Annotated in this window: 16 protein-coding genes, 1 tRNA gene and 1 other RNA gene; 3 read left to right on the top strand and 15 right to left on the bottom strand. The window is 42.7% G+C overall.

The features are described from left to right. Window positions 1-355: 355 nt before the first annotated feature. The 3 genes from ACTNDS_RS15545 to ACTNDS_RS15555 all read right to left on the bottom strand — a co-directional run bounded on the left by ACTNDS_RS15545 (window position 356) and on the right by ACTNDS_RS15555 (window position 3687). Window positions 356-1063: a CvpA family protein gene (locus ACTNDS_RS15545; RefSeq protein ID WP_441036714.1), complete on the bottom strand. Its 708-nt coding sequence runs from the start codon at window positions 1061-1063 to the stop codon at window positions 356-358. 10 nt (window positions 1064-1073) lie between these two features. Next, window positions 1074-2312: a DUF5711 family protein gene (locus ACTNDS_RS15550; RefSeq protein ID WP_441036715.1), complete on the bottom strand. Its 1239-nt coding sequence runs from the start codon at window positions 2310-2312 to the stop codon at window positions 1074-1076. 118 nt (window positions 2313-2430) lie between these two features. Beyond that, window positions 2431-3687, bottom strand: coding sequence for a LysM peptidoglycan-binding domain-containing protein (locus ACTNDS_RS15555; RefSeq protein ID WP_441036716.1), 1257 nt, complete (start codon window positions 3685-3687; stop codon window positions 2431-2433). Window positions 3688-3907: 220 nt separating this feature from the next. Between ACTNDS_RS15555 and yyaC the strand changes: the two genes are divergently transcribed. Next, complete coding sequence (yyaC, locus tag ACTNDS_RS15560; protein ID WP_173742615.1) at window positions 3908-4453, top strand: spore protease YyaC; 546 nt, start codon at window positions 3908-3910, stop codon at window positions 4451-4453. On the opposite strand, the gene ACTNDS_RS15565 is transcribed toward yyaC, so the two are convergent. The 8 genes from ACTNDS_RS15565 to ACTNDS_RS15600 form a co-directional block, all read right to left on the bottom strand. After that, window positions 4426-5364 carry a transketolase family protein gene (locus ACTNDS_RS15565; protein WP_019160571.1) on the bottom strand — a complete coding sequence of 313 codons (939 nt, stop codon included), beginning with the start codon at window positions 5362-5364 and terminating at the stop codon, window positions 4426-4428. The two genes, yyaC and ACTNDS_RS15565, sit on opposite strands and share 28 nt — an antisense overlap. Further along, window positions 5352-6191, bottom strand: a complete 840-nt coding sequence (locus ACTNDS_RS15570) for a transketolase (protein ID WP_019160570.1) — start codon at window positions 6189-6191, stop codon at window positions 5352-5354. The genes ACTNDS_RS15565 and ACTNDS_RS15570 overlap by 13 nt, the downstream gene beginning before the upstream one ends. Before the next feature lie 15 nt (window positions 6192-6206). Beyond that, window positions 6207-6860, bottom strand: coding sequence for a fructose-6-phosphate aldolase (gene fsa / locus ACTNDS_RS15575; protein WP_019160569.1), 654 nt, complete (start codon window positions 6858-6860; stop codon window positions 6207-6209). Between the two features lie 300 nt (window positions 6861-7160). Then, window positions 7161-8273, bottom strand: a complete 1113-nt coding sequence (locus ACTNDS_RS15580) for a LacI family DNA-binding transcriptional regulator (RefSeq protein WP_173742616.1) — start codon at window positions 8271-8273, stop codon at window positions 7161-7163. 18 nt (window positions 8274-8291) lie between these two features. Continuing rightward, window positions 8292-8891: a recombination mediator RecR gene (gene recR / locus ACTNDS_RS15585; protein ID WP_173742617.1), complete on the bottom strand. Its 600-nt coding sequence runs from the start codon at window positions 8889-8891 to the stop codon at window positions 8292-8294. Then, entirely contained in the window at window positions 8891-9247 is a 357-nt protein-coding gene (locus ACTNDS_RS15590) for a YbaB/EbfC family nucleoid-associated protein (RefSeq protein WP_441036717.1), read from the bottom strand. Before ACTNDS_RS15590 ends, recR begins: the two co-directional genes overlap by 1 nt. A gap of 35 nt (window positions 9248-9282) precedes the next feature. After that, window positions 9283-10893, bottom strand: a complete 1611-nt coding sequence (gene dnaX / locus ACTNDS_RS15595; RefSeq protein WP_441036718.1) for a DNA polymerase III subunit gamma/tau — start codon at window positions 10891-10893, stop codon at window positions 9283-9285. 48 nt (window positions 10894-10941) lie between these two features. After that, window positions 10942-12024, bottom strand: coding sequence for a 6-phosphofructokinase (locus ACTNDS_RS15600; RefSeq protein WP_441036719.1), 1083 nt, complete (start codon window positions 12022-12024; stop codon window positions 10942-10944). Between the two features lie 251 nt (window positions 12025-12275). Between ACTNDS_RS15600 and ffs the strand changes: the two genes are divergently transcribed. Then, window positions 12276-12530, top strand: an RNA gene (gene ffs, locus ACTNDS_RS15605) — signal recognition particle sRNA large type. Window positions 12531-12611: 81 nt separating this feature from the next. On the opposite strand, the gene ACTNDS_RS15610 is transcribed toward ffs, so the two are convergent. From ACTNDS_RS15610 to ACTNDS_RS15620, 3 genes are all read right to left on the bottom strand, one after another. Further along, entirely contained in the window at window positions 12612-13976 is a 1365-nt protein-coding gene (locus ACTNDS_RS15610) for an MATE family efflux transporter (protein WP_441036720.1), read from the bottom strand. Then, complete coding sequence (gene tadA / locus ACTNDS_RS15615) at window positions 13957-14463, bottom strand: tRNA adenosine(34) deaminase TadA (protein WP_441036721.1); 507 nt, start codon at window positions 14461-14463, stop codon at window positions 13957-13959. Before tadA ends, ACTNDS_RS15610 begins: the two co-directional genes overlap by 20 nt. A gap of 82 nt (window positions 14464-14545) precedes the next feature. Continuing rightward, window positions 14546-14619: transfer RNA gene (locus ACTNDS_RS15620), tRNA-Pro, on the bottom strand. Window positions 14620-14758: 139 nt separating this feature from the next. Between ACTNDS_RS15620 and ACTNDS_RS15625 the strand changes: the two genes are divergently transcribed. Next, entirely contained in the window at window positions 14759-15661 is a 903-nt protein-coding gene (locus tag ACTNDS_RS15625) for a DUF6128 domain-containing protein (protein WP_441036722.1), read from the top strand. On the opposite strand, the gene ACTNDS_RS15630 is transcribed toward ACTNDS_RS15625, so the two are convergent. Continuing rightward, a complete protein-coding gene (locus ACTNDS_RS15630; RefSeq protein ID WP_173742622.1) occupies window positions 15635-16330 on the bottom strand; it encodes an anaerobic ribonucleoside-triphosphate reductase activating protein in 696 nt (231 codons plus the stop codon). The genes ACTNDS_RS15625 and ACTNDS_RS15630 overlap by 27 nt on opposite strands. Window positions 16331-16340 lie beyond the last annotated feature (10 nt).

Raw genomic sequence — 16340 nt, forward strand, 5'->3', positions numbered from 1 at the left:
CGCATCTTTCGATGCTCATGTGTAAAGAATTTTCGAGAATCGTATGTGTTTCACTGTTTAGTTATCAAGGTTGTCTGTCTTGCGACAGCTTTTTTATTATATCAGCTGATTTTTATATTGTCAAGAACTTTTTTATTTATTTTTTCAAGTTCTTTTTCAACAGTTCGTACCAGCAACTCTGATATAATATCACATCCATTTATCTCTGTCAACAATTTTTTTAACTTTTTTTAGTTTCAATTTTGTTTCTGAGAAAATAGAAATCCGCCTCATTCAGAAGCGGATTTATCATACCATTGTTTTTCGTCTGCGTCAAGCACATTTTTACATTTATTTACATTTATTTTTCATTTATTTATTTTGCATAAAATATATTCATAAAGATTTTAATCAGAACGTCTTTATCATACAAATAATTTAACAAAGGATCCTGCATGATAAGCTTCAGGGCTGTATCTCCCAGTTTCGTATTGCACAAAACGGTAACTACTAAAAACAAAATCCAGACCATAATTACAAATTTCACGCCTCCCAGCAATCCCCCTGCAATTTTATTTACCCCACAGATTACAGGAAGCCCGGCGATCAGATTTGTAGCCCAGGTAATACATCTTATGAACAAAGTTGCCAGTATAAACGAGATCAAAAAGGAAATTCCATTTACTACAATTTGTGCCAGGTATCCAACAACATAATCTGAAAATGTATTCACCGAAAGATATTGATAAACTGATGAATTATTATTCTCTGTCAGCCCGCCGGACAACAGATCCGGAAAATCCAGATCAGATATGGAGTTCTCCTGGCTTTCTTCTGTCACAGTCTGAGCTTTTATCCCCTTTTCTTCTGCAAATTTGCTGCAGTTTTGCTGTATAGTTTCATATATAGATGTGTTTTCGCGGATATAGCTGTTCACATATGGATTAATAAACCATACCAGAACAATAGACAGGACTACGCATATCAGTGAAACTACTTCACGGATCAATCCGCGTCTGTAGCCGTGCAGACAAGACAGAATCAAAATTGCAATTGCAATAATACCGGGCCAGGTTATATTCATATTATTCCTCCTATCCCAGCTTGATCACATCTACACCACTGTCCAGAACGAGCAGATATCTGTTCCACCCAATCTTAAAGAAATCCTTAATGGTGCCGTCTACTGATCCCATGTATTTCTGAACTCCTCTGCTGTTCATTACACATATCTGTGAACTGTTATACATCAGAATATTCCCACCGCTCAGTTTAATTGTAGTATACGGAATATTAAAATTCTGTTTGAATTTCAGATTACCATCTGTAGAATACACTTCCATCGTATACTGCTTATCCTTATTGTCATTCTTAAATACAAGCCCTATCATATCATCATCGAAAAAGGTGCTGACAATTTCCTTTTCCACTTCCACCGTTTTACCTTCTTTGGGAATCTGGCTTCCCTGGTAAAGAGTAAATCCATTATCTTTAAGCGCTACAGCGCGCCCCTTTTCCAGATATTGGATCTGGGGAATCACCACACCTTCATATTTATAGCCACTGACAATACGGTCATCTTCATTCTGTCCTACATCCCCAAAATTATAAAAAGCCACATAGCTGGTCGTATCATTCCCATCCACAAACTGGTAAGTAACCATCATGATAACCCCATCATCTGAAATGGCAACATCCAGCGGATAACCAGGATCATCTACTTTTGTCTGGTTTTCTGCGATCAGGCTTCCGTCTGTACTATAGAAATCAATCCAGGTGTCATCGCCTCCATCCAGAATCGCAGCAACCAGACCGCTTTGGGATACTCTGGCTTTTATAATACTGTAGGACGTAGTAACGCTCCCCGTTTTGCCGGATTTATCGTAAATCTCCAGGGTAGTCCCATCTTTATCTGCTATTACTGCACGATTTCCTTTCACATCAGCCACAGGGTTCTGCATCTGATATGTTTCACTCCAGATTGTATCCATACTATCTGAAACCAGAGATACTCCGTCCGGACTATACCGCAAAATATCTCCATCCATTTCCACATAGCTGGTAGATACCACATCCTCCTGTTCACTGGATTTAACTATCTTATAATTATGGTAACTTCGTTTCTCCACATAAATGGTCACAGCTGTCACAGCCGCCACGATCACCGTTGCTATGAGCACAGTTTTTTTCACAATACTTCTTTTGTGTCCGTTATGCGAATTTTCACCATGCTCCCGACCTGTGCTTCCCTGTTCTCTGGCAAGCCTTGCTTTTTCGGCAGCCAGTTTTTTCTTTTTATGTTTTCTCATCATTTTTTTTATTGTATTTGTCATTTTTATCCTTACCTTGCAGTATTTTAGTCGAACGGACATACTCCGCATTTACCTATCATCATTGATCATTCTGCAATCTGCAGCTGCCACAATCCAGAATTTATTATAACACATATATCTAAGGTAATACAATTACTTGTCCCGGATAAATGATTTCATCTTCTTTTATACCATTCAAAGCACAAATCCGGCTTATTTCCTTTGCATCACCATAACGTTCCAGACTGATCTGAAAAAGAGTATCTCCCGGCTGTATCACATAAGATTCATGGACAGATTCTGAAGCAGCTGTTTCATTTTCCTTTTGCAGCTCCTCCCGCATTCTTTTCTGTGCTTTTCTCGTATCTGCCTCTTCTCTGTAAATCTGCTCTGTTTTATCAGACTGATCGATTTCTCCTGTCTGATTAGCTGGTTTGGGAGTCTGTTGTACAGAAACTTTCTTTTTTTCATTTCCCTTACTCTCTATGGTTTTCTTTTTTATCCTCTCGTTATCTGCTGATTTCTTTTCTATCTTCGGGGTTGGTGATGGCGTAATTTCTTCTATAATTACAGAGGACGCAGTTTTACTTTGCTCCTTAGGATATCCCGGATTCTGAAAATTCCTGTAAAAATTCATTCCCACCGTCAGCACAGCAATTGCCAGACACACAGGCACTGCATAGGAAAAAACCGAAACTGTATTTTTTTCTTTTTCCTCCTTTGTTTTTTCCGTAATGATCTTTCTGAAATCCTTCACAGCCTTATCTTCATATTTTTCTGTCAGATCCGACTGAAGCTTCTCGTTTTTCTCCACCATATAATTTTGCATACAGGTATTTTTCTCATAATACAGATAATAACCTTCCAATCGTATCATGGTATTGTTCTCATAACGAAAAAAAGCATCTTCACTTTCCTGAGGTTCCATAAGCATCAATACTTTTTCTCCTCCGAAATGCTTCAGATGTACTTTTTCCAGAAGCTCTGTTGCCTCCATAGATATCCGTGGCTGAGAAAAGAACCAGCCAACAATCTCCTGATCTTCAAAATATTTCTTTTGGTCTTCGTGAATCTGTTTCCAGACCTGCACCGAAAAGTCCACATGATCCACAGCAGCTTCCATATCTTCTGCCATAACAGCTCCTCTGATAAACAGATATGCTGTTCCTGTCTTCCATTTTATTTCTCCTGTAAGTACAGCAACCCTTCCCTTCTGTACCTCCTGGTTTTCTTCTGTCCTGGCCAGCCTTATCAGAAATGTATATACATAATCCTCCATATAGATTTTGTATTTTTCTCCTGCCACTCCTATCTGCCTTATATTTCTGGGCAGGCAAAATCCCTCCTCCCCCTCTTGTATATCTGGATTTTCCTCCTTATAAATTACTTCTATCATTTCCAAATCACCCCTTCGGCTATCAGAATAGCATACAAAAACTGCGGATTTTATCAGATTGTAAGAGCAATCTCCAAAAACTTACCGACAGATTTTGCATCATGCATAAATAGCATTCATTAAGGATATGATAAATCAGACAGAGACTTTCTTGATTTCTCTGTTCACAGACATATAAGTCAAAAACAATAATAAAGCCCAAGTAAACAGGAGAATTTTTATGGTGTTTTATGTAAACTCACAAGAAAAAGAATCCTCTAGCGAAATTGCCTTTCTTCTAAGAAAATGCATTCTCCATCATCCGGGTCCATGGTCTGAACTGATCTTTCTCTGTATCGGCAGTGACCGTGTAACCGGCGACTGTCTGGGCCCTTATATTGGTCATCAACTGAGCCAGAAGGAAATACACGGAGTTTATGTCTACGGAACTCTGTGTCATCCTGTGCATGCTCTGAACCTGGAAAAGGCATCCGACTTTATCCATACCCATCATCCCCAGGGCCTTGTCATTGCCATTGATGCCTCTCTGGGCCAAAAAAAGCACCTGGGATACGTGACCATCGCAGATGGTGCACTTTACCCAGGTGCCGGAGTCCAAAAAGAACTTCCTCCTGTAGGTGATATCCATATCACAGGAATCGTAAACATTGCAGGTATGCTAGAGCAACTGACGCTTCAGACAACCCGGCTATCTACAGTGATCTCACTGGCAGATACCATTACACAGGGAATCTTAAATTATACAAATTCTTTGATCTGTTTGTAGATGCCTTCTGCATCCAGGCCATATTTCTCAAGAAGAGCTGTTGCTGGGCCGGATTCTCCGAATACATCATTTACACCGATACGCTTTACAGGCACAGGTGCTTTTTCAGACAGGCATTCGCATACAGCTCCGCCAAGTCCACCGATTACAGAATGTTCTTCTACAGTCACAACTTTACCTGTTTCTTTGGCAGCTGCAACTACAAGTTCCTCATCCAGAGGTTTGATTGTGTGGATGTTGATCACTTTTGCATCTACACCGTCTGCTGCAAGCTTCTCTGCTGCTTCAAGGGCAGGAGCTACACAAAGACCGTTTGCAATAATGGTAAGGTCTTTTCCCTCACGAAGAACAATACCTTTACCTAATTCAAATTTATAATCTGGTCTGTCATTGATAACAGGAGCTGCCAGACGTCCAAATCTCATATATACAGGTCCAACATGCTCATAAGCTGCTTCTACCATAGCTTTTGCTTCAATATCATCAGAAGGGCAGGCAACAACCATTCCAGGAATTACTCTCATAAGAGCAAAATCCTCACAGCACTGATGGGTAGCACCATCTTCACCTACAGAGATTCCACCGTGAGTAGCACCGATCTTTACATTGATCTTCGGATAAGCAATAGAATTACGAACCTGCTCAAAAGCACGTCCTGCTGCGAACATTGCAAATGTGCTGGCAAAAGGAACTTTTCCTGTTGTAGCCAGACCAGCAGCAATACCCATCATATTGCACTCAGCAATACCGCAGTCAATATGACGTTCCGGGAATTCTTTTTTGAACATACCTGTCTGAGTAGCTGCAGCAAGGTCAGCGTCCAGAACAACCAGGTTCTCATGTTTCTTACCTAATTCAACCAGTGCAGCACCGTAGCTTGCTCTTGTTGCGATTTTCTTTACTTCTGACATAATGCTTCACCTACCTTTTCTAAGTCTGCCATTGCCTGTGCATACTGCTCATCATTTGGAGCTTTGCCATGCCATCCGGCCTGGTTTTCCATGAAGGAAACGCCTTTTCCTTTAACAGTTTTCATAATGATTGCTGTAGGCATTCCTTTGGTAGCCTTAGCTTCATCAAAAGCTGCCTTTAACTGATCCATATCATTTCCGTCTGCAACGTTGATCACATGGAAGTTAAATGCTTCAAATTTCTTATCGATCGGGTATGGAGAACATACATCGTCAATCTTACCATCGATCTGAAGTCCATTGTTATCTACGATCACTACAAGGTTGTCCAGTTTTCTGTGGCCTGCGAACATAGCAGCTTCCCATACCTGGCCTTCCTGGATCTCACCGTCACCTAATAAGGTGTATACACGATAGCTTTCGTTGCTTAATTTAGCAGAAAGTGCCATACCTACTGCTGCAGAAATTCCCTGTCCAAGAGAACCACTGGACATATCAACACCCGGGATATGCTTCATATCCGGATGTCCCTGTAAATAAGATCCCAGATGGCGAAGAGTCTTCAGGTCTTCTTTTGGGAAAAATCCTCTTTCTGCAAGTGCAGAATAGTATCCTGGTGCTGTGTGGCCTTTGGAAAGTACAAAACGGTCACGGTCAGCTTTCTTAGGATCCTTAGGATCAATGTTCATTTCTTCAAAATATAAGTATGTGAATACATCTGCTGCAGACAGAGATCCGCCCGGATGTCCTGCTTTTGCAGCATGTACTGCTGTAACGATATCCTTGCGGACTTCGTTTGCAATTTTCTGAAGTTCTAATTTTTCCATTATTATAAATTCTCCTTATTCACCAAATACGGCTTTATAGTCGTTCTGGAATTTCACAATACCAGCATCTGTCAGAGGATGTTTTGTCATCTGGACAATTACATTGTATGGAACAGTTGCAATGTCAGCACCTGCAAGTGCGCAGTCTGTTACATGGATTGGATTTCTTACGCTTGCAGCGATGATTTCTGTCTCAATTCCTGCTACTTCGAAGATCTCAGCGATCTCACGGATCAGATCTACACCTCTTGTAGAAATGTCATCAAGTCTTCCAAGGAACGGAGATACATAGGTAGCGCCTGCTCTTGCTGCCAGAAGTGCCTGGTTAGCTGAAAAGATCAGAGTAACGTTTGTTTTGATTCCTTCTGAATGAAGAACTTTAACTGCTTTCAGGCCTTCTACTGTCATAGGGATCTTAACTACCATGTTCGGATGGATTGCTGCAATAGCACGTCCTTCTTTGATCATACCTTCAGCGTCTGTTGTTGTAGCTTTTACTTCACCGCTGATCGGTCCGTCCACAATAGATGTAATCTCTTTAATTACTTCTTTGAAATCTCTTCCTTCTTTTGCGATCAGAGATGGATTTGTAGTAACGCCACAGATCACACCCATATCATTAGCTGCTTTAATATCCTCTACTTTTGCTGTGTCAATAAAAAATTTCATCTTAAAAACCCTCCTGTTTTTTTGCTTGATTACGTTGATATCCAGAATTTCTCTGTTGATAACTTCATTATAACAAGCTTCCGGAAAAGGTCAATCCCCATAAAATTTTATTAATAATTTTTGTATTAATAATGTATGTTTTTATAAATAATAATTTCTACCTGTTCCTATGCATTATTTCTGTTCAACTGATAATTCTATATGTCAGACTGGGATATTCTGCGCAGCTGTTTGAAATAGTTTTTATCAGTTCTTACACCAGCCCTTTACATTATTAATAATAATTTTTTGAAAACATATTTAATTATTTTTTTCCAAAGGGTTATTTCTGACATGAGCATAACCTGTAGTGCGTCTTGCCATTAGTTTAGGAGTATACTCAATATTATACAGGCTGATAGGAGCTGTGTCTGTAAGAAACTGCTCCTTCGCATCAATTTTGCGGATTATGATATCGCAGGCATCCTGTCCCTTAAGTGCTACAAAATGATCAATGGTAGTCAATGAGATCCTGCGGATCCCGGAATAAAAAATATTGTCACATCCAATCACCGACACATCTCTGGGAACATGCACCTTTGCCTCATGCAGTGCATCCAGTGCACCGATGGCCATCATATCATTCTGTCCTGCAATAGCAGTAAACTGGCGCCCCTCCTGCAAAAGTTCCATGGTAAGCTCATAGCCCATAGAATATTCAGAATCCATTCTGGGGATCTGCGAATCTATGGACTCATCTGCTGCCTTAATGATCACATGATCCTTCAGCCCCTCTTTTTCATATTCTTTTACAAAGCCATTCACCCGTTTGGTTCTCTGCCATTGTCTCTTTGTCAGTGGCGGTGTAATAAATGCCACATCCCTGTGTCCCAGATCCAGCAAATGTCTTGCCATAAGTCTGCCCACTACGGTATTATCCTGATTAATGGCATCTACAGTAGTAGTTTTCTCTTTGTTACTGATAATAACAAGGGGAATTGTCTGTGCCATTTCCTCTACCTGCAACTGAAAATCCGGATTTGGATTGCAGCTGTAGATAATTCCCTGAGGCTGCAGTGTCTGCATCATCCGCAGATATTTTTCCTCCAGCCTGGGGTCTCTCTGGGTATTACAGATAAAAACTCCATACCCCTGTTTATCCGCCACTGTCTCAATCCCCTGTAACAGCAATACATAATAAGGATTGGTAATGGTAGGGCAAAATACAACGATCAGCCTGTCCTTTTTACTTTCTTTTTTGTTTCTGCGGCCAGGAAGCTGATATCCCAATTCTCTGGCTGCCATCTCCACTTTCTCTACGGTTTCCCTGGAAAAAGAAACATTATACTTTTTATTCAGTACCATAGATACCGTAGCCTGAGACACACCAGCCTTTTTAGCCACATCAGAAGATGTTGCTTTTTTCTTTGCCAAAGGGCTCCCTCCTTTGCATCAAAGTTCCACTCTTCCTTCCAGGGCACGAAGCAACGTCACTTCATCAATATACTCCAGGTCTCCGCCTACAGGTACTCCACTGGCAATCCGGCTCACTCTGATTCCGGTAGGTTTAATCAGTTTACTGATGTACATAGCTGTGGTTTCACCTTCCAGGCTGGAGTTCGTGGCAATGATCACCTCTTTGACCTCATCTCTGGTAAGGCGCTGCATCAGTTCCTTGAGCTTGATATCATCCGGCCCTATTCCCAGCATAGGAGAAATAGCTCCGTGAAGCACATGGTAAACGCCTTCAAACTTCCCCGTTTTCTCATAAGCTGCCAGGTCTCTGGTATTCTCCACAACCATGATCACAGAGTGATCACGTTTGGGATTTGCACAAATAGGACAAATTTCTTTATCTGTCAGCGTATAACAGCATTTACAATACTGCACATTCTCTCTGGCATTTACAATGGATGCAGTAAGCTGTTCAACCTGATCTCTGGGCATATTCATAATATGAAAAGCCAGCCGTTGGGCTGATTTCGCTCCAATTCCCGGCAAATGAGAAAGCTGCTCGATCAGCCTGTTGATATGACTGCTGTAATATTCCATCAGAATGGAAGACCTCCTCCAAGTCCGCCCAGTCCTCCTGTAAGTTTGGACATCACTGCTGTGGATTCCTCTTCCACCTTGCGAAGAGCTTCATTGGTCGCTGCCACGATCAGATCCTCCAGCATTTCAATATCGTCAGGATCTACAACCTCTTCCTGCAGTTTTACCTTTATCACTTCTCTTTTACCGGAAATAGTCACTTCTACAGCTCCGCCGCCTGCAGCAGCTGTAAATTCCTTTTCTTCCAGCGCTTTCTGGTTCTCTTCCATCTGGCGCTGCATTTTCTGCGCCTGCTTCATTAAATTATTCATATTTCCCGGCATACCCATGCCCGAAAATCCTCCACGTTTTGCCATGGCGGTATCCTCCTCAATTTCATTCACTTTCATTTTTATTCTAATTCATCAGGATCCTCTTCTGTAACTATATCCATATGGATATTCTCGCGAATCGCCTGATCTACGCTTACCTGTGCCAGGTTAGTATGCTGATGCTTATTGGCCACCAGCATCTGGATCTCTACGGATTTTCCTGTCTGTGCTGCAATAATATCCTGCAATTCTTTCACTGCTTCCGGATTATCCACATAAGTCTGTCCCAGAAAATCCTGAAACTCTACATACAGAACAGATTCTCCTGTCTCTCCGTTGTACTTCGGCACAGATTTCTGCAGCATCTGCTTAAACATTCCTGTAGTCTGTCCCACAATTGTTCTCCATCCGGCTACGATTTTCTGCAGATCCTCCGGAGCTGCCTTAGCAGGTGCAGCCTGATGGTTTTCAGGGATCGCTTCTGCTATATCTGATCTTTTTTCCCCACTGCTCTGAACGATCACCTGCTGTACCGGTCTCTCATCCATACGCTGTTCCAATACTCTCAGGCGATCAAGCACCGAATCAAGGTTTGTCTCCATTGCAGGACGACATAGCTTGATCAGGGCAATCTCCACCAGAACTCTTTTCTGGGCAGCATAACGGATCTGGTTTGACAGATCTGAAAAAATACGGATATAACGCATCAGTGTTTCCACATCCAGCATTGTACTCTCTTCTTTCAGAAGCTTCATATTTTCAGAAGAAACATCTATAGCCTCCTCTGGTTCCTCGGAAGTTTTTACAAGAAGCAGATTTCGCATATACCATGTAAAATCCCCTACAAACTGTCCTAATTCTCTGCCGCCTACAATCAGCTCCTCCAGAATATGGATAGAGCCGGTCACATCCCCCTGGATCACTCGCCGAAGGAGTTTGCTGAATACCTCTGTGTCCACGGCTCCCAGGACTTCCAGAACCTTATCATAGGTCAGAGTCTGTCCCAGATAAAAGGCAATACACTGATCCAACAGACTGAGAGCATCTCGCATAGAGCCATCTCCGGCCTTGGCAACATACCGGACTGCCTTCTCTTCTGCCTCTACTCCCTCAATATTCAGAAGTTCTTCCAATCTGGATGCAATGGTATCTATGGTAATCCTGTGAAAATCATATCGCTGACACCTGGACAGGATCGTAATAGGAATCTTGTGCGCCTCTGTTGTTGCCAGAATAAAGATCACATAAGAGGGCGGCTCCTCCAGTGTTTTCAGCAGAGCGTTGAACGCTCCTGTGGAAAGCATATGAACCTCATCAATGATGTAGACTTTATATTTTCCCTCTGTGGGACGGTAGGATACCTCCTCCCTGATCTCACGGATATTATCCACACCATTATTGGAGGCAGCATCGATCTCTATCACATTCATGGCAGTTCCCGCCTGGATTGCCTTGCACATAGCGCACTGGTTGCAGGGACTTCCATCCACAGGATGCTCACAGTTCACTGCCTTTGCCAGGATCTTAGCTACTGTGGTTTTACCTGTACCTCTGGTCCCGCAGAACAGATAGGCATGACCAATACGGTTATGTTTAATCTGGTTTGTCAGGGTAGTTACTATATGATCCTGACCCTTAACATCCGAAAAATTATCTGGTCTGAATTTCCTGTAAAGGGCAGTATAACTCATGAATTCACTCCTGTTCTATAACATTTCTGATAAACCATACAGTCAGAATCAGTCTCCAAAGCTGATACCGATCTGCTTGGCAGCAAGTACCAGCTGATCTTTCGGAGAAACCATTTTCAGCTTGCCTGCACATTCCTCCAACGGAATACGTTTGATCTTGCCGTTAACCACACCGATCATCACACCGTAAGCTCCATCCACAATAGCCTGGGCTGCTCCTGCACCGATTCTGGTGGAAAGAACACGGTCATAAGGGCAGGGCTCTCCGCCTCGCTGTGTATGTCCCGGAACAGTAACACGCACTTCGCTTCCAATCTCCTGGAAAATCTGATCTGCGATTTCATAGGATACAGATGGGTATTTCTTTGCTCTTGCTTCCAGTTTTTCTTTGTATTTCTTTTTCGGAAGTTCTGCATCTTCTTTGGAAATCGCACCCTCAGCAACTGCAAGAATAGTAAAACGCTTGCCTGCTTTCGCACGTTTCTGGATTGCTTCGGTAACCTTCTTGATATCATAAGGAATCTCAGGGATCAGAATGATATCTGCACCACCGGCCACACCTGCATGAAGAGTAAGGCTTCCAACCTTATGTCCCATGATCTCTACAATAAACACACGGCCATGAGAAGAAGCTGTGGTATGGATACAGTCAATGGCATTGGTCGCAATGTTAACTGCACTCTGGAAACCAAAGGTCATATCTGTGCCATAAATGTCATTATCGATGGTCTTCGGAAGATGAATAATATTCAGCCCCTCCTCACGAAGAAGATTGGCTGTCTTCTGCGTACCATTACCTCCCAGGATAACCAGGCAATCAAGGCAAAGCTTATAATACGTCTGCTTCATAGCCTCAACTTTATCCAGCCCCTTTTCATCCGGAACACGCATCATCTTAAACGGCTGTCTGGAAGTACCCAGAATAGTACCTCCCTGAGTCAGTATGCCGGAAAAATCTTTTGATGTAAGCATACGGTACTTTCCATAGATCAGTCCCTTATATCCATCATCAAATCCATAGACTTCCAGTTCATCCACACTATTGGACAATCCCTTAACAACGCCTCGCATAGTTGCATTTAAAGCCTGGCAGTCGCCACCGCTGGTAAGCATACCAATTCTTTTAATCATGATAGTATCCTCCATTTCTTGCATCCCTACTGGTCAAGTGGATAAAATCATCCTGTTTGCTACTTGCCCATAACCCAATAACTGCTTTGCAGCTGATTCGGTTAAATTCCTGTATGATCACAGAAACAGTAGACCGCATGTACTTTCAATATTATATAATATTTCCCTTTTTCACACAATAGCGTTCCAGAATTTTCTGTAACTTGCCCTGAATGTATTGACAAAATGTTCTCCAGACTATATAATAAATTCCGCGCAGCCGGGGAGATAGCGGTGCCCTGTACCTGCAATCCGCTACAGCAGGGGTGATGCCAATCTGAGGCTTGTATCTTGTGGAGCTGCCCTCTATAAGTGGCGTTGACGTTTGGGTCTTACGCAACAGGAATCTGTGAACCGTGTCAGGGCAGGAATGCAGCAGCACTAAGCAGAAGCTCTTGTGTGCCGTGAGGGTGCCTGGACTGAGTTAACTGTAGAGGTAACGTCTGTGAGACCATTCCGAGGTGCGGCGCGCAAAAAAAGAATATAATCATCTTTATATAAAAACAGCATCCGGAATTTTGCATTCAGAATTCCGGATGCTGTTTTTTCTACATCTCCACAGCTTTTACAGACTGTACATTTTTATATTTTTTCATAACATAAAAATAATAAGGTACTATAGGGATCAAAGCAGCCAGCCATGCTGCCGGATCCGCCAGGCATACCCCTGCATAAGAAGCATGACCTGCCACAACTACTACAATACCGGCTCTGGCTACCAGTTCAAACACACCACCCAGCATAGGTACCAGGCCGTATCCCATTCCCTGCAATGTATTTCTGTACAGGAAAATACTTCCAAGAAATGGATATGCCCAGAATACTGTTCTGAAGTAAGTAACCGAAGCCTGCACAACAGCCTCCTCTGACGGATCTACAAACAGATAAGTCAGATACCTGCCAAAGAAAAACAACAGGATCATTCCCATAACACTCCAGGCCAGAATCATAATCTGCGTGCATTTTACCCCTTGTTTTACCCTGTCTATCTTTCCGGCACCACGATTCTGTCCCACATAAGTGGCAACCGTCGCACCAAAAGAAGTAAATACAGTACAAAAAAGGTTCTGAATCTTACCTGCAGCAGAAAAACCAGCCATATACACCGGACCATATATATTGATGGCACCCTGCACAATAATCGTTCCAATTGCTGTAATGGAAAACTGCAGTCCCATAGGAACTCCCAGTTTCATAAGCTTTCCAAAGCTTGTCCATGCAATTTCAAAATCCGGCTTCTGCAAATGAAGAAGGGGAAAACGTTTAATAATATATATAAGGCAGCAAACAGCGGATATCCCCTGGGCAATCACTGTCGCATATCCACAGCCCTCTACTCCCATTCCCAGATATACTATAAACACAATATCCAGAATAATATTGATCACTGCGGAAATGATCAGGAAATACAGCGGAGATTTTGAATCCCCCAATGCCCGCAGAAAAGCAGCCAGTGTATTATAGGCTCCTGTAACAAGCAGGCCCGCATAAATAATCCTCATATATGCACTTACATCCCCAAATACTTCATCCGGGCTATTCATCAGGCGAAGGATGGGCTTATTGGCAATTCCAAAACCAACAGTCATTGTCAAAGAAAAAAGAACCATCAGATAAACAGACATTGCCACATAATGACGCATTCTGTCATATTTTTTCGCCCCGAACATCTGAGCCACAATAATGGCAAACCCGCTGCTCAGACCATTCAGCCAGCCGGTTACAAAAAACATCAAAGAGCCTGTACTTCCAATAGCAGCCAGTGCATTTACACCAATAAATTTACCGGCAACAATGGAGTCTGCAATATTGTAAAACTGTTGAAAAAGATTACCCAGACACATGGGAATCATAAATTTAATAATAAGGCTTACCGGATTTCCCGATGTCATATCATGAATACTGTTTTTCATTTTCTCTCCTGCTCCTTTCTTTTTCTGCTTTTTTCCGTTCCCTGAGTTTTTTGAAAAAATCAGACAACATAGTTGAACACTCTTCCTGCAAAACGCCCTGGGTAATCTTTACCTGATGGTTAAATCCATCAATCTGCAAAAGATTCATCACAGAACCAGCACAGCCCGCCTTGGCATTCATACAACCAATTACCACTTCGTCGATCCTGGATTGCACCAAGGCCCCTGAACACATTTGGCAGGGCTCCAGAGTTACATACATAGTACATCCTTCCAGCCGCCAGTCTCCCAGCTTTCTGCTGGCCTTGCGGATTGCATTCAATTCCGCATGAGACAAAGTATTCTTGTCCGTATTCCTCCTGTTATATCCTCTGGCTATGATTTTCCCCTCATAAACAATCACACAACCAATGGGAACTTCGTCCAATGCCTCTGCCTTTTTTGCCTGACGTATGGCTTCTTTCATAAATTTTTCCTGTTCCGTCACCTGCTCACCCCCTGTTTTGTCAATGATTTCGAGCGCAAAAAAAGCCTGAACACATAATGTCTTCAAGCTTTCTTCTATGCAGTCGAAGCGACGGGATTCGAACCCACGACCTCTGCGTCCCGAACGCAGCGCTCTACCAAACTGAGCCACGCTTCGCTAATGCAAAAACTATTATATTAGCATTTTATTCTTTTGTCAACAAGTTTTTTCAAGTTTTTTATTTTTTTGTTTTTTTCGAATATTTTCTCATGAATTACATATACATTACTGAATCAATGAGCATGGAGGTTTTTTCATGTCCGGATATCGGCGTTTTGTTGCATATGTATATGAATATCTGAAAGGAAAAAAAGAAAACAACTGCGGATTTATCAAAGTCGAAGAGCGGGAACAGCAATGTAGAATAGAGCTGCATCTGCATTGCCCGGGACTCCCGGCAGACCTGCCGTGTAAAATTTACGGTTTTGTCCGCAAGGATGGCCTGATGAATGGCATCCTTCTGGAAATCCTGAATACCAGGCCAGATGCTATTGAGGGTTTCATTGAAACAGATTCTGCCAGCATGAACGCTTCCGGAATATCTCTGGATCAGTTAAACGGAATGCTTTTCCTCACAGAATCCGGAAGCTTTCTAGGCACCCAATGGGATGACCTGCCTATCCGTCCAGAAGATTTCCGAGAAATAAAAACTGATCATCAGTCCGAACCGAACGTTGCGACAGCCGAACAGTCTGAAGAACAGTCTGAAGAACAGTCCGAAGAACTACCTGAGTCCCCGGTAGTTCTGACCCAGCAAAGCACAGAACAGACGGTTTCCTCCCAATGGGCTGTTCCTCAGGAATCCACTGTATCCTTTCCCTATTCACTTCAGGATTCTTTCGTACCCTTTACAGACGGCTGGCTTACCAATGCCTGGAAAATCCAGTTAAACGACCTGCGGCATTTTCCATCGCAGCATAACTCCCTCCGGAATAACCGTTTCATACAATACGGATTTTATAATTTCGGGCATCTGCTGCTGGGCATTACCTGCCAGGAACAATATATCCTAGGTGTCCCCGGATGCTACAATCAACAGGAAAGCTTTATGGCAGGCATATTTGGCTTCTCTTATTTCCGGGAAAGCAGTCAGATCCAGCTTCCTCATTCCAAAGGCGGATATTGGTATCGCTCAGTCTATCCCCCGGATTTCCACTAAGGATATCGTCTCTTTTAAAATCTTCTGAAAGGCCTGCAATTCCGCCAGGGTATAACTTTCAAATCCAGGCTTAAGGACTCCGTCAGAGTCCTTATATGCCTGGAGATAATATTCCTTTGCGCCCCTGAGCCACTGTCCGATTTCCCGGAAGTCCTCCTCAGTATGAAGCTCTTTTACCACAGTGGTCCGAAACTCATAATCTAATTGTCCATGAAGCAAAAAATCCACTGTTTCTCTGACTTTGTCCATTGCCGGAGCTGAAACCCCGGCTAATCTGGAATAATGATCCGGCCCGGCTTTAATATCAACAGCAACCTTATCAATGAGCTTTGATTCTGCCAGATGCTTTACCACCTCCGGTCTGGTACCATTGGTGTCCAGTTTGATCAGATATCCCAGATCTTTGATTTGTCTCAGAAATTCTTCCAGGTCTGCAGCCAATGTGGGCTCTCCTCCCGAAATACATACTCCGTCCAGAATCCCTTTCCGTTTTTTCAGAAAAGCCAGGATATCCTCTCTGGCATAATCCGGCTGTTCCTCCGGATGCAACACCAGTACACTGTTCTGGCAAAAGGGACATCGAAAATTACATCCTCCCAAAAATATGGTACTGGCTACCTTTCCCGGATAATCCAGCAAAGTTGTTTTATTAAATCCGCAGATTCTCATGATATCCGTC

Origin of the sequence: Blautia sp. HCP3S3_C12 (assembly GCF_052064155.1) — a bacterium.
Classification (GTDB): domain Bacteria; phylum Bacillota; class Clostridia; order Lachnospirales; family Lachnospiraceae; genus Blautia_A.

What these genes read in the sequence shown, in the direction of transcription:
- ACTNDS_RS15545 (WP_441036714.1), bottom strand. Translation starts at nt 1,063, where the DNA reads ATGAATATAACCTGGCCCGGTATTATTGCAATTGCAATTTTGATTCTG.
- ACTNDS_RS15630 (WP_173742622.1), bottom strand. Translation starts at nt 16,330, where the DNA reads ATGAGAATCTGCGGATTTAATAAAACAACTTTGCTGGATTATCCGGGA.
- ACTNDS_RS15600 (WP_441036719.1), bottom strand. Translation starts at nt 12,024, where the DNA reads ATGATTAAAAGAATTGGTATGCTTACCAGCGGTGGCGACTGCCAGGCT.
- yyaC (WP_173742615.1), top strand. Translation starts at nt 3,908, where the DNA reads ATGGTGTTTTATGTAAACTCACAAGAAAAAGAATCCTCTAGCGAAATT.
- ACTNDS_RS15570 (WP_019160570.1), bottom strand. Translation starts at nt 6,191, where the DNA reads ATGGAAAAATTAGAACTTCAGAAAATTGCAAACGAAGTCCGCAAGGAT.
- ACTNDS_RS15590 (WP_441036717.1), bottom strand. Translation starts at nt 9,247, where the DNA reads ATGGCAAAACGTGGAGGATTTTCGGGCATGGGTATGCCGGGAAATATG.
- recR (WP_173742617.1), bottom strand. Translation starts at nt 8,891, where the DNA reads ATGGAATATTACAGCAGTCATATCAACAGGCTGATCGAGCAGCTTTCT.
- dnaX (WP_441036718.1), bottom strand. Translation starts at nt 10,893, where the DNA reads ATGAGTTATACTGCCCTTTACAGGAAATTCAGACCAGATAATTTTTCG.
- ACTNDS_RS15565 (WP_019160571.1), bottom strand. Translation starts at nt 5,364, where the DNA reads ATGTCAGAAGTAAAGAAAATCGCAACAAGAGCAAGCTACGGTGCTGCA.
- ACTNDS_RS15555 (WP_441036716.1), bottom strand. Translation starts at nt 3,687, where the DNA reads ATGATAGAAGTAATTTATAAGGAGGAAAATCCAGATATACAAGAGGGG.
- ACTNDS_RS15625 (WP_441036722.1), top strand. Translation starts at nt 14,759, where the DNA reads ATGTCCGGATATCGGCGTTTTGTTGCATATGTATATGAATATCTGAAA.
- ACTNDS_RS15550 (WP_441036715.1), bottom strand. Translation starts at nt 2,312, where the DNA reads ATGACAAATACAATAAAAAAAATGATGAGAAAACATAAAAAGAAAAAA.
- ACTNDS_RS15610 (WP_441036720.1), bottom strand. Translation starts at nt 13,976, where the DNA reads ATGAAAAACAGTATTCATGATATGACATCGGGAAATCCGGTAAGCCTT.
- fsa (WP_019160569.1), bottom strand. Translation starts at nt 6,860, where the DNA reads ATGAAATTTTTTATTGACACAGCAAAAGTAGAGGATATTAAAGCAGCT.